This is a genomic window from Clostridium sp. LS (genome assembly GCF_002760435.1).
GTDB lineage: Bacteria > Bacillota > Clostridia > Clostridiales > Clostridiaceae > Clostridium.
In genome coordinates this window covers 34,405-49,204 of record NZ_AUUU01000257.1, presented here as the reverse complement: position 1 = coordinate 49,204, position 14,800 = coordinate 34,405, and the positions used below count along the sequence as shown (strand labels likewise).

The 14,800-nt window shown below is 28.9% G+C and carries 10 protein-coding genes and 2 riboswitches; all 10 genes read right to left on the bottom strand.

Going from position 1 to position 14,800, the window contains the following annotated elements:
- Positions 1-77 precede the first annotated feature (77 nt).
- Entirely contained in the window at positions 78-1,070 is a 993-nt protein-coding gene (locus COL3_RS27655) for a polysaccharide deacetylase family protein (protein ID WP_008417747.1), read from the bottom strand.
- Positions 1,071-1,306: 236 nt separating this feature from the next.
- Entirely contained in the window at positions 1,307-2,518 is a 1,212-nt protein-coding gene (locus COL3_RS27650) for a diguanylate cyclase (protein ID WP_008417748.1), read from the bottom strand.
- A 236-nt stretch (positions 2,519-2,754) separates the two neighbouring features.
- A complete protein-coding gene (locus COL3_RS27645) occupies positions 2,755-3,645 on the bottom strand; it encodes a response regulator (protein ID WP_008417749.1) in 891 nt (296 codons plus the stop codon).
- Positions 3,623-6,721, bottom strand: a complete 3,099-nt coding sequence (locus COL3_RS27640) for an ATP-binding protein (RefSeq protein ID WP_008417750.1) — start codon at positions 6,719-6,721, stop codon at positions 3,623-3,625. The genes COL3_RS27645 and COL3_RS27640 overlap by 23 nt, the downstream gene beginning before the upstream one ends.
- A 217-nt stretch (positions 6,722-6,938) precedes the next feature.
- A complete protein-coding gene (locus COL3_RS27635) occupies positions 6,939-9,026 on the bottom strand; it encodes a methyl-accepting chemotaxis protein (RefSeq protein WP_008417751.1) in 2,088 nt (695 codons plus the stop codon).
- A 60-nt stretch (positions 9,027-9,086) separates the two neighbouring features.
- Positions 9,087-9,169, bottom strand: a riboswitch (cyclic di-GMP riboswitch).
- Positions 9,170-9,385: 216 nt separating this feature from the next.
- Positions 9,386-10,198 (bottom strand): hypothetical protein, encoded by an 813-nt coding sequence (locus tag COL3_RS27630; protein WP_008417752.1) that lies wholly within the window; start codon positions 10,196-10,198, stop codon positions 9,386-9,388.
- Positions 10,198-10,770, bottom strand: a complete 573-nt coding sequence (locus COL3_RS27625) for an RNA polymerase sigma factor (protein WP_008417753.1) — start codon at positions 10,768-10,770, stop codon at positions 10,198-10,200. The genes COL3_RS27630 and COL3_RS27625 overlap by 1 nt, the downstream gene beginning before the upstream one ends.
- Positions 10,771-11,150: 380 nt before the next feature.
- The gene (locus tag COL3_RS27620) at positions 11,151-12,050 is read right to left on the bottom strand and encodes a hypothetical protein (RefSeq protein ID WP_008417754.1); all 900 of its coding nucleotides are present in this window, start codon (positions 12,048-12,050) and stop codon (positions 11,151-11,153) included.
- Between the two features lie 47 nt (positions 12,051-12,097).
- Positions 12,098-12,189: riboswitch (cyclic di-GMP riboswitch) on the bottom strand.
- Between the two features lie 16 nt (positions 12,190-12,205).
- Positions 12,206-13,618, bottom strand: coding sequence for a glycosyltransferase (locus tag COL3_RS27615; RefSeq protein WP_008417755.1), 1,413 nt, complete (start codon positions 13,616-13,618; stop codon positions 12,206-12,208).
- Positions 13,615-14,772, bottom strand: coding sequence for a HEAT repeat domain-containing protein (locus tag COL3_RS27610; RefSeq protein ID WP_008417756.1), 1,158 nt, complete (start codon positions 14,770-14,772; stop codon positions 13,615-13,617). Before COL3_RS27610 ends, COL3_RS27615 begins: the two co-directional genes overlap by 4 nt.
- Between the last annotated feature and the right edge of the window lie 28 nt (positions 14,773-14,800).

Below are 14,800 nucleotides of genomic sequence, written 5' to 3'. Positions count from 1 at the left end.
TTTCATAGTTTTTCGTAACAAAAATATTTATTATTTCGGTAAGCTACCACATAAGTTTAGTTTACATCTTGCTTATATTAGTTAGGAAGTTCATCTAAAGTTCTAAATTCATACCCCTCATTCTTCCATTCTTTAATCATGCTGTCCAAAATAGAAGCATTGGTTTTAGATACAGCATGTAGCAAGCAAATCATACCATTACGAGTATTTTTTAATAGCATTTCTTTAGCTGCTTCTGGAGCGGGCTGATTATCTACATTATAATCTTGATAAGCAAGAGCAAAAAATATAGATTTATATCCTAGCTTCTGAGTGTAGTAAAGTGATAGTTCACTAAAAGTTCCTTCTGGAGGCCTAAAATATTTTGACATTTTGCAGCCTGGAATACTATTTACAGAATCCTCCACCCCAGTAAGTTCGGCATCAAAAGCTGTTTCATTTGTAAAAGTAGGCATAGATTTATGTTGTACAGAGTGATTACCTATAATATGGCCTTCTTTGCTCATTCTTTTTAATAGTTCACTATCTGGAACGCCATTATAGCTTCCCGTTACATAAGGCTTGGTCACAAAAAAAGCTGCATGCACATTATTTAACTTTAAAGTATCAAGAATACTAGAAGTATAGCCATTCTCATAGCCTTCATCAAAAGTTAAATAAATAATTTTTTTTGTAGTATCTCCAAAACCATAACCTTTATATTTTGATAAAAGTCCAGCACTATCTCTTGGTGAATACAACCATGACCACGGTATAGCTTTAGTACTAAGAGATGACGTATCGGATATCAACAATGGCGTAAACGCCTCTTGGCTAGGCTCAAGCCCTTCCACCGGAACTGCTTCTGATTTAGAATTAGACTTTTCTGAGTCAGAGGCAATCTTATCATTAGGCTTTTGCTGAGTTTCTGTCTTATTATCTTCCTCACTAGATGAACTTGCTATACTTTCACTTTCCGAAATAGTTTTTGGTATATTATTTTCATTTTGTCTTTTATCTTGATTTATTCCTCCGCAACCTGATAAAAATATAGTCAATGCTATTAAAAAAGCTAAATTCTTTTTAAGCAAATTTATCCCCCCAAAACATATAGAATTTTTAGTAATAATTTATATATTAAACTTGCCTCAAATAAACATACCTTCAATATTTGTCATAATACAATATCTACAAATTCTTCTATAATTACATTATACAACATTTTATTACTAACTCTTCTATAAATTTTGAATATTTACGATTTTAACTTTAATTAAAACAGAAAAAATCCTTATAAAACTCTTATGCTTTATAAGGATTTTCTTATCTAACCTACTATCCTATTCTTCCCTTTAAATTTCGCCTGGTATAGTGCAATATCTGCATTTTTTATACAGTCATATACTGAGTTTTCGTTAAATGGAAGAACCGTAGCTGTTCCTAAGCTTATGGTTACATAATTTGATACCTTAGAATACTCGTGGACAATTTTTAAGTTATTTACTCTTTCTCTTATTTTATTGGCAATTTCATAGATTTCATCTCTATCTGTTTCTAAGGAAATAAATATAAATTCTTCTCCCCCATATCTAGCAACAAAGTCTCGTGAATCCCTAACAGTATCTTTTAACTGTTTTGAAACCTTCTTGAGAACTTCATCACCCTTTACGTGGCCATATTTATCATTGTATAATTTGAAATCATCTATATCAATCATTATAACAGATATTGGTTTTTTTTTCTTTTTCATTTTAATGAAAATATTATCAATAAATTCCCTTAATGCTCTCCTATTATGAATATTAGTCAACTCATCCTTTAAAGAATTCCTCTTGAGCATTTTATTAGTTTTTTCAAGTTTTTCGTACAAGTTTTTACTTTCCTCTATTTCATTTTTCAATCTATCATTAGCTTCCATAATTAATCTTTTACTAATAAAATCATTATATAAATTTTTATATAATATTCTCGAAGTAATATATGAACAAACTAAAAAGATAATCCCATTTATGTAATGATCTAAAATAATATTTTTTGATTCTTGAAAAAATGGTAATCCAAAGAATAATACAAAAGCTGATATAAAATATGAAAATAATAGATTCTTATTATCAATATAATAAACTACTGAGAAAATTATCACATTTATCATGTACACCATCACTTGTCCATAAATTTTTTGTTCCATTAAAGAAATAATTGCACCCCAAATCATCATAAATGTAACATAACTTGTTATACTGAAACTTATAACATTTCCCTTCTCTTCACAAATATTAACCTTGCTTAAAAATAACAAGTATACTAAATTCATGCTAAGCATTATCAAATGTAATGCAAGATAAATATTAAAATTAAAATCTGCAATAGAATAATTATGCTTAAAAAATATATCCGCTAAGCACATGATTATTTCAATAGATATTATGAACTTACTATACATCTTTGCCCTGTGAACATTTATTTTTATGGTTTCATTTGTAAAACTCTTCTTTTCTTTTTTACTTAAAGGTAAAATTAATAAATTTTTGACCTCCATTTTCATTCTCCAATCTTCTTTTCTTACACTAATTTAACAACTTTATTCAAAATGTAACAATAACCTCATTATATTTTAAATTTAACTTCTGACAAAACTCTGACAAAAATAATAAAAATAGCTCTTGCAAACATTTACAAAGAAATTTTTTTCTTTTTCTATAATATTTTTTTGAATAAAAAAGAAAGCTAATAATATTTCTTTTAGCTTTCTGCATATTTTAAAAATTATAGCTTTCAGTTTCTTAATGTATTCTTTTTTGATATTTTGATAGCTTCTTCATATTTTCTTCTTAATTCTTGCTTTCTGGGTTCAGCCCATAGCCAACCTTCTTCTTCTAAGTAATCTCCTATATATATATCCAAAGCCTTTTTTAATAAAGTTTTATCTTTCATAACTAATGCTTCTTTTAGATATTTTTCAAATTCAACCACATCAATACAAGCTTTTTCTATATGAAGTATGTAATTATCACCAACATATTTAATACTTACATCACAATTATCATATTTATTAAAAATTTTTCTGATCGAATATATTGTACTTTGGAGATTAACTAAAGCCTTTTGTGGTTCAAAATCAGGCCAAAGCAAATCACATAATTTCTCCTTATGTACAGGCATTTCTTGATTTTCAAGCAGGTAAGCAAAGAGCTCAGATGATTTTTTTCTATTCCACTTTACTATGTTATCTCCGCTCTTAATAACAAATTTACCTAAAGTTTGTATATAAAATTTCAACATATTCTCATTTTTTTCAATCTTACTTGTTTTTTCTAAAGTAAGTCTGTCCAAGGCTTTTATAAGTCTTTCCTCCCTAATTGGTTTTAAAACATAATCAATTGCATTTACATCAAAAGCTTCTGTAGCATAAGAGTTGTAGGCTGTAATAAAGCCAAGTTTCATGTGAGGAAAAAGGTTTTGTAACTGTTCTGCTAACTCAAGCCCGTTCATTCCTGGCATCTCTATATCCAATAATGCAATATCAAAAGATGCTTTTTTAGCTTCCTCTAAAGCCTTTAAAGGGTTCGTGCACATTACTGAAGAGTCGAACTTCTTATATTTTTTCACATAAAAATTTATTTCATTTAAAATATCTATTTCATCATCTACCATAAGAATATTCATGTTCATTCCTCCTATTCTCACTATAAGGCACCTCAAATTCTACTATCGTACCATTTCCCTCTTTTGATTTTATAGTAATTCCCTTTCCATATAGTTTCATAAGTCTTTTATGAATATTTTTTATTCCTATGCTTCCATTTTCTAATTTTCCCAAAAGTATATTATGTAATTTTGCTTCACTAATTCCTATACCTGTATCACTAATTGATATCTTAATATACTCACCTTTATCTTTAACATTAACCTCTACTTTACCTCCATCAATCATAGGCATAATTCCATGCCTTACTGCATTTTCTACCAAAGGCTGTATGCAAAGCACTGGTACAGTACAATCTATTAAATCATCAACTTCAACTTCAAATTCAACGCAAATACGCTCTTTAAATCTTGCTTGTTCAATTGCAAGGTAAGATTTTACAAGATTAAGTTCTCTTTTAAGGGTTGTAAGGCCATTTTTACTTTCAAACTCAAAACTACCTCTTAGATAATCAGATAAGTTAAGGATAAGCTCTTTTGCTTTTTCTGGCTCTATTAAACTTAAAGAAGAAATAACACTTAAAGCATTATATATAAAATGCGGCTTAATCTGAGCCTGCAAAAATGATAATTCTGTAGCTATGAGTTTATTTACTGCTTTTTTCATATCTATTAGACTCTTTACTCTAGCATTTAATTCTTCTGGTTCAAAAGGTTTTGTTAAATAATCATTGGCTCCAAGTCTAAAACCGGTAGAAATTTCATAGGTGCGTTTACTAGTTGTAAGAAGCAATACTGGCAACTCAACTGGAAGATATTGTTCACGAATTTTTTTTAGAATATCATACCCTGAAATACCTGGCATCATTATATCTATAATCACAACATCAAATTTTATTCCGCTTTCTACAAGCTTAAGCGCATCATACCCATTTCCAACTCCTTTTACCGTATAACCATATAAATTAAGATTATTAATTAACACTTTAAGACTTACAGTATCATATTCAATAGCAAGAATATTATATTTATCAAGAATTTTCTCATTATTGATCTCTTCCCCCTCAATATTTTTTGCCTGAAAATGTTCTTGAATTTTCTCCATAACTTTTTCTGGATGTCTTTTAGCTAGCGGTAATGTAAATAGAAAACAAGGACTCTTTTCGTGTTGTGATTTTATGCCCACAGTTCCACCTTGAAGCTCTATTAACTGTTTTGCAATAGATAGACCGAGGCTTGTTCCTTCATATTTTCCACTTTTATTACACTTCTCTTGTTCAAAGGAATTATAAATACTATCTAGATTAGTATTTTTTATTCCTGTCCCTTCATTTTCAACAAATATTGTGGCTGTATCTTCAGAGAATTCAGCTTTTATTGTTATACTTCCATTCTCAGTAAATCTAAGTGCATTTTCAAGTATGTTATAAAAAATTTGGCCAAGTCTCTCCTCATCACATAATACCGCAGGTGCATCTTTAGGTGTGAGATTAATAAAAACAATATTCTTTTCACCTTTTAAATACTCAAGTACAAATATTACAGATTCTACTATCATTCTTATATCTAATGGCTTTGGGTGCAATTTTAGCGAATTATATGCCAAATTTGAAATATCCAAAACATCATTTATTAAATTATATAGCCTTCTTAAAGAAGCAAGCACTATTTGGAGATTTTCTTCTTGGCTTAAGTTAAGCTGTCCTCCTATACCTTTTAATAGTGATTGAACTATATTTATTATCCCATTTAATGATGTAATTAACTCATAATTAGTGCTAACAAGAAATTCATCTTTTAACTTATCAAGTGAAATAAGCTTTTCTGATAATTTTTCTACCTTTTTAAAGGCTAGCGAAAATCTAGCTGCTAAAATGTATGCTTGAATAAATATAACTATAAATACTGCTGCTTCCATACTTGGACCATCTCTGTCGTAAATCACATTCCAATAATATAAGACATCATTCATATATGCAATTAAAATTATTATTGATCCTAACAGTAGTAAAGAAGCCCCTTCTCGCTTTTTCATAGCTGCTTTCATAACCGAGAATGTTATATAGCAATATAAAGTGCCAATTAATATTTCATAATATATTAAGTACCTTGTAAAAGTGCTTATTTGCACAGAAATAGTAAATATGCTTAAAATAATACCAGCATACATTGTAGCTTTAGTTACTTTTTGGGGTACCTCTTTTGGATATAATTCATTAACAAATGCCATTGCCATAATTAATCCCCAATATATTGTCATATATTCTAATGGCACCATCCAAGTTATATCTGCTGATGGAATAAAATTAAGAATTACATATTCCCCTGTAATCGCAGTTCTTATAGCAGTAACTACTAGCACTAATGCAAAATATAAAGCTGATTTATCTCTCTTTTGAATAAGAAAAAGAGCTATATGATACAGAGACATAATAGCAACTACACCAAGCATAAACATATCCTTTTCTGAGTTAAATTCCTTGAGCGCCCTTATTCCTTGATCACTTCCTAAATAAATAGAATGCCAAATTCCACCTCTAGAATATGTAAAATTTGAAACTTGTACTATGATATCGAATTCCTTTGAAGTATTTTGAAAGCTAACAGCTTGAGGTCTATATTCAGGAACAGAAGTTTCTTTTGTTATTCCAACTACTCCATTTTCTGCAACAATCTTTTCATTTACCATAAGCTTATACGAAGTTGAAGTTGTTAGAATCTTCAATCCTTTTAAAGAATCTAAATCATCTGTTTTAACTTTTAATCTATATGTTGCGTAACCTTGTTCGGGAAATTTTGCATTATTAGAAATATAATTTGTCCAAACACTTGGAACTCTAAAATAACCATCTGGCTTTATTGATTCTCCATTCTTAAAATCATCCTCTGTTAATAACTGATTCCAATAAAACTCCCATTCTCCATCAAGGCTTATGACTCCGTCTTTTTCAAAATTCCAACTGGTAAGATCTATGCTTCCTTTTTCAGCTTGCAATTGTTTTTTGTGATATTCTTGATATATGTTAAAAAGAAATAGCAATAGTATAAAAAAAATGCTTAAGAATATTATAGACGTTCTATTTTTTAATACTTTCATATTTCCTCCAAGCTTTCATAATGCATAGTTTAGATTGGTATAATTATATTCACGTAATTTTCTTATAACTATTATATACTTTACACTTTATCCTTTCTACAGCATATAAACTAAATCTATGTTAAACATATGTTTAAATAACAAAACATAACCCCATTGGAGACAATATCCATAGGGTTATGTAAAAAATCTACATATTGTTGATTAAAATAACCTCTTAAATTTTAAACTTATTTACCATTTGATTTAACTGCTGCGCAAGTTCTGCTTGATGGTGAGATGTTGCTGCTACTTTCTCTATTGCATTTATTGTTTCATCTATTTTTTCTTTTATTTCCTCAGCATTTTCAGAAGATTTTTGTGCCGTCTCCGCTGTATTCTGTACTGCTTCACTTACTTGCGTAATTGTTGCTGTTAATTCTTCACTCATAGAAGCTATTTCATCAGACATTTTTGTTATAAAATCTGCATCATTATAATAATGATCACCTGTAGCTTTCATAGCTTCAAATTGAGGGTCTACATTTTCTAATATGAATGATAATATATCCTTACTATTATCAGAAAGATTCTGAAATGCCCTTTGAACTTTTGAAATTGTATCTTGTATATTTGCTACTGCCTGCGATGATTGTTCAGCTAACTTTCTTACTTCTTCTGCAACTACAGCAAAACCTTTTCCTTGTTCTCCAGCTCTTGCTGCTTCTATAGCGGCATTTAATGCAAGTAAATTTGTCTCTTCTGATATGCTCGAAATTGTATCAGCCATTACTTTTATATTATCCACAATTTTGCTATCCTCAATAGCTTTTAATCCTTTTTCCTTTTTCTCGTTATATAATTTTCTAGTTTCTTCAATAGAAATTATTCCATTATTCTTAACTTCCATTGCTTTTTCTTTAGCCTTACTTGAAGTATTGCTTCCTTCTAATGCTTTACTTGATAATATACTTATGCTAGAATCAACTTCTTGTATAGATGCACTTATTTCTTCAGAAGCAGCGCTTGTTTCTTGAACACCTTCAGCTATTGTATTTATCACTTTTTCTATATTTTCTGCTTTGTTAGTAAGCTCTTCCACAGTTACAGAAAGTTTTTCACTGCCCGAAGTTAAATCCTTTGATTTTTCTAAGGTCTGTCTTATAAAAATTACAAATTCATTTCTCATTGTATTAAATGCATTAGAAAGCTGACCGATTTCATCTTTATATTTTAATAAATCATCCATATTACTATCAGTTAAATCCAATTCGCCTGCTTTTTTCATAACATTTGTAATTTTTACTATTGGCTTTGCTATAATATTTCCAAGATAAAAAGCAACTACACTAGATAAAATCAGCCCAATTATAATAAATAAAATTATTGTTTTAATAAGATTATTAGATTGCTTTAAAATTTCATCTGACGGTGCTGTTAAAGCTAATGTCCATCCATTCGAAAGATGAGCGTAACTTGCATTTTTATTTATGCCTTTGTATGTATATGAAAACTGTTTTTCAGAGGATGAATTATTGCTAATCTCATCTGCAAATCCTTTTAATGAACCATTTTCTATAGTCGATAAATTATCTTTCGTTTCAATTGCTGGATGATATATAATATCATTTTTATTGTTGAGTAAGAAAGCATATCCTGAATCATAAATTTTCGTATTTTGAACTATATTCTGGATTTGTTTAAAATTAATATCCATTCCAACTATACCAATAGATTTTCCATCTTTATACAATGGCACTACATAAGAAACCATTTGTACATTAATATTAGAATTTAAATATGGATCCATCCATACTGGCTTCTTTGCATTTACTGGTATATAATACCATCCTACATGTTCCGTATCGCTAGGATCATATTTACTAAAATCTGTTGGAGTAAGTTTTTCAAACTTACTGTTTTCATCTGGTTTAGAATAAAAAATCCCTGATGTTGGCGGAGTAAATTGTGGGTTAAATCTTATATAAAAAGTCATTGCACCAGCTGTATTTTCTCCAAATTTCTTAGCTATACCTTCAAGATTATCTTGATAATTTTTTACATATTCAGAATCAGATGAAAATTTTTTTACATCATCTAGATTATCTAAAGCAATTTCCGAAAGAGTATTTACTGATTCCTCAACTTTAGTTATTGTTGAATTAAGTTCACCTGCTTTATTCTCGCATGTTAAAGTCAATTTTTCCTTAGAATCAGTTGACGCTACACTAGTTGCATGCGATATACTGACGAATCCGATTAACACAGCAATAAAAATAGAACACAGTGAAATTGCTGAAAAAATTTTAATTTTAATACTTCTCATTTGTTCATCCCCCTTAAATAAAAAAATCCAGAAGAAATCAATAATTATTAAAATAATTGATTTTCAACTGGCAGGTTGCACCACTAACTCCAAATTCTTAAGGTGCCCACGTAAAAGAATTCTTCATAGTTTCCAATTGCTATAATAGCTTTTAAAAATCTTCAATACATTGAAATATTATCATTAACATGAAAATTTCTCAACATTATTTACTATAATTTAACATAATATTCGCTATTTTCATTTTGATTACCTGTAAATTATCGCAAACTAAATTTAGGGAGATCTTAATAGTTCCACATAATAATCCTTGCTGTTAAAAGCATTTATATAATTTCATTTGATATATACTTAAGTTTTCACTGATTTATAACAGTTTCAGCCATTTTAATCATTGCACTTTTATCAACTTCATCATAAGCATTATTTGTAATTAAATATTCAATACCACTGTCATACCATGCAACGCTTTGACTATTATATTCTTGAATTTCATCACTTCCAAAAGCTATATCTAAAAGTCCTTCTTTGATTAATTTTATATCCTCTTCTGTTTGTTTATAATCTGCTGGAACAATTTTACGTTGGATATTGCTATAATATATTTTTATTCCATTAAATTCAGTTACATCCCTATTACTTTCTATTTCTTTATTAAAATACGCTTTATCAATTGCTGTTGCAGTCATAAATAAACTCTGATTTTTTTTAGCCCCATCCTTTTTATATTCAAAGTTCGCATTTTTAGCTTTAATAACTACCTTTCCACTTTCATCCTCTAGGGAACTATTTGAAAAATTTAGTGAATCAAATTTAAACCCACCTTCAAAGCTCTCCACATATTTAGGTAAATAGCCAATCATCTTCTTTATCGAATCACCTGTTGGAAATTGATTAATTTTAGAGGCCTTAGAGCTAGTTGAAATCCATTGAAAACCATTTGTTGCTGCAACGCAAGTTATGGTTGTTGCTATACATAAAACTCCTACAATTATTAATGTCTTAACTTTCAAAAATCCAAATCTCATATTCAAAAATCCTCCTTCATCCTCTTTACGGATATCATTTTTAATTTTAAAAAACATATTCTCTGAAACTGACATTTCTTCTGCCTTTTTATTTAAACTGCCAATAATTTTTTTATCTATATCTTCATTTAACTTTCCTTTCATCAAAATTTACACTCCTTTACATACACAAAATTTTTTTCATTACTATTTTCCAAACTTTCTTTTAATTTTTTTCTTGCACTATAAAGTCGCGATTTTACTGTACCTTCAAAGCATCCCATTACCTTTGCAATTTCTTTAACAGTTAATCCATTAAAATAGAAAAGTACTATAACTGTTTTTTGCATTAAATCTAATTTTTCAATTTCAGAGTGAAGTATTTGATCCTCTTGATTTTTTAAATATATATTTACACATTTATCAATACTATCATTATTAGCTTTTTCAAAGATGTTCTCTATAGGTAAAGCCTTCTTGTCTTTATCAATACGTTTCCAAGCAATTCTTGTAAGTATTTTAAAAAACCATGCTTTAAATTGTTCAACATTCTTTAAGCTCTTTGCATTTAAATAGCATTTTATAAATGCTTCTTGGACAATATCTTCACTGGCAAATTTATCATTTGTAATTAGATATGAATATTTAAGCGCTGTATTTTTATATAATTCAAATATTTCACCTAAGGCATCTATATCACCAGACTGGATTTTTCTAACAATCTCACTTTCACTCACTTTAGCATCTCCTTTCATAAATACTATTTTGGTGCACCTATATATAAGAGCCTTTAATTTATCAAATGGTTCATTTTGAAATTAATTTTTTTAGCATATCATTTATTGGTATTCGTAAATATAATAACATTTACTAGAGTTAAACATGTATATTAATAAAAAAAATTAGGTATATTTGTGTAAAATAGGCACTTGGAAATAAACAGAAGAATGTTCTAAGTAGGGGATTGCTCGACTTTTAATTAGCAAATGAATATTAGAGCAATCAAAAGTGGTGTACTCCCTATTTAGAACATTCCAGTGAAATTTTCATAGTCCTATAGAACACGCATATACCTAATTGGTATTGATACACGTTTATATTTAATTATATACTGGTTTTATTTTTTGAGGTTCATCCAGCTTATTACATGATGAATTGCAAAGCCTCCAAAACTAGAGTTGTCTTTATATACATAATATGTTTTACTTAATTCCGTATTCATATAGCTATTTCCTTCTTCATAAAAGCTTACAAAATTCCCCTCAACAGATTTCTGTGTTTCAACAGCTATAGTAACTTTAGATCCATATTGCTCGCCTAGGGCCATTTCTTTAGAAGCCACCTGAATGATCCCATTATTTCCCTCAGCCTTATCTCTATATGCCATTATCACAACATTATTTATATTTTTCAAGATCCAGTTAGCTAATGAATCAGTTCCATACTTAGTATTAAATTTTATTCCATCAAACCAAAAAGGTATATCAATTCCTAATGATACTCCTAAAGAATTACTATTATTAAGAGCATCTAATAAAGATTTTTGATAGTTCTCTAGAACTTTATTCATATTACTTTCATAATCCTTATTTAAATATGGTTCTATATCTAAATGAATCCCTTTAAATTTTTCATTAGATGATGAAGTACTTTGAAATTTTGTTAACCAATCCAAGAATTCTTTTTCTTTATTTGCGCCTCCATCAGATAACCAATCTGGTGAGCCATTTAATGCATGTACACTAATTCCTTTTAATGAAGCTTTTTTTATGAAACTTCTATAAACATCAGACTTTATACTGTAGTCTATTTGAAGATATAAAACTTTTACATTATTACTAGAAAGAAAATTAAGAATTTTATCTGAAGATTTTATAATCTGGCTTGTATCCCAAAGCCATGTAGAATTTATGTGGTTATTAATTGGACTAAAATTTTGACTTGCAAAGGCTGCATTTGTTGGCATAATTAAAACTATAGATATAAATAAAGATATGATAAATTTTGATATGGACATATTAATCCCTCCTCTTATGTAGGCCTGGAGCCTTCTAAAAGAAGAGTCCTGGCAACCTGGCAGCCATTGCAGTATAAAAAAACTGTTTAGGCCCATGGCTTTGCGTCTTTACCTTTCGATAAATTTGCCTTTTTCATTACTAAATAAATATTATATTAATTGTTGCTAAAACTTTCTCTTTTTATTTTTCCCCAACTATTCCGAAACTTTTTAAATCTCACAATTGCATCTATTCTGAATAATGTTGTCATTTGCCTGTATCCAAAATTCTCTATTATACCATACCATGTAAGCTTAACTAACTGATTAATGGATGGGTATTTACTAAAAGTATACTCTTCTAGTAAAATTGCTCCTATAGATAATATTATACCATAAAGTATAGATGAAACTAAAAACAAAATAAAATATCTAATGTTAAGCAGTCCAAAAGCGTATGACAACGGAATAAAAATATATCCTAATGTTTCAATTACAGGTCCTAGCATTTCAAAAATCCAAAAATATGGAACTCCAAACATTCCTATTATACCGTACCTTGGATTTGCTAGTAAATCTTTGTGCCTAAGTAAGCTGTCCATTAAACCAATTTGCCATCTTCTTCTTTGGCCTCTTAAATCCTTTACCTTTTCTGGAGCTTGTGTCCAACATACAGGGTCGGGTATAAATTTAACTTTGTATTTAATTTTATTCTTTCTTAAATATTTGTGCATTTTAACTACAAGTTCCATATCTTCCCCAATAGTATTACTACTATATCCACCAACCTGTACTACTATATCTTTCTTAAAAGCACCAAAAGCTCCTGAAATAATCAACAAACAATCTAATGCGCTCCATCCCATTCTTCCTGTTAGAAATGCTCTTAAATACTCGATAATCTGAAACATTGCCAGCTTATTTTTGGGGAGCCCAATGGATTCTAATTTTCCATCTTTAATTTTACTACCATTAGCTATTCTTACAATTCCACCAACAGCTACTGTTAACTTATCCTCAATAAATGGCATTATTACTCTAACTAAAGAATCACTTTCAAGCATTGAATCTGCATCAATGGATGTAAACACCGGATACTTAGATACGTTTATGCCAACATTAAGGGCATCTGCTTTTCCTCCATTTTCCTTATCAACTAAAGTTAGCTTTGGATAATCCAAATTTTTATATATGCCTCGCACTTTTTTTGTTTTAATTAAATGCCTTATTGGTTGGTTTATTTCTGTTAACTTATAAGCTTCAACTACCTTTTTGAAAGTATCATCTTTTGAACCATCATTAATAACTATAACCTCATGGGCTGAGTAATTTAAAGCTAATAAAGACTTTATATTATCTACTATCGTACTCTCCTCATTGTAAGCTGGTACTAATACTGAGATAGGTATCATATTGTTTGAGTAAATATATTTCTTGTAGTCCGAGTAATTCATTTTTTTAATATAATCATATAAACTAAACGCAGATAGAATCAACTGCATAAAATATATTCCATTAATAGTTAACACATAATAAAGTATGATGAAATTAAAGTCTATAATTAACTGTCTAATAAATCCTATATTCACGTAGCAATCTCCTTGTTTTTATCATCAGTATACTCCTTTATTAAAAGAGCTAATTCTACTTTATCTGGATTTTGAGAATTTTCATATAAATGAGCACCATTAGATGAATTTTCTATAGCGGATATAATTATATCCTTAGCAAATTTGTCTTCCCCACGCAAAACACCTGAAATTACATTTATACCGTCCTTATGATCTAATATAGATGTTGCAGCATTATATCTAACATACCACTCATTATCAGAAAGTGCTTTTGTTAGTGGAGTCAATATTCTGCTATCAGTAAAATTCCCAAGGGCCCTTGCCGCTATCGCCCTTACTTCCCATTCATTATCCTCTAATAGCTTTATAATATCTTCTAAATATGTCTCATCTCCAATACTGCCTATAGCTTTAATTGATGCAATTCTTAATTCCTTATTTTCATTAAATAAATATTGAGATATATCTTTGCTTAAAGATATATCCTTATGATTCCCAGCAGACTTTATAAATACACCAGCAATGAAACTATTATCTTGGTTTATCATATACTTATTAATTTTATGTTTATTCCCTTCAAAGCTGTCAACTATTTCTATTAGGCTTCTTTCACTTAAAATTACAGCTGAATCAATAGTTTCAAAGGCCTTAATAAAATAATCTTCATCTCCTATCTTTGCAAGTGCTAAAAGAATATTGTATTGAACATCACTATTTCTTGTTCTTAATTCATTTAATAACGCTCCAGCTGATTTCCATTCTCTAAATTCACCTAGCCGTTTAGCAGCTAAAGCTTTTTTGAAGCTATTTTTATCTTTTAAATTCTGTATTTCATATTTAACAATCTTTGTATATTCACATAATTCAATAAGTTTGGGTAAGAATTCGCCTTTATACTCTTCAAAATAGTGAATTAACCGTTCTTCTATAATTTCTCTCTTTTCTTTATTTTTACAAAGAATTTTAAGATTTTTGGTAGCAAAAAGTTCTAAATCTTTACCTTCTATAATTTCATTAACAATAAAATCAACATAAGGTACTAATTTTTTATAGTACTTCTTCCGTCTTTTATTTCTATAAGTTTCAACAGTTTTTTCAAACACTATATAAATATATAAGAAAAACGTTATTAAAGAGAAAAATATTATCGATAGATAAACATATTGTTCCATACTTAACCTCTTTCTAAAATATCACTTA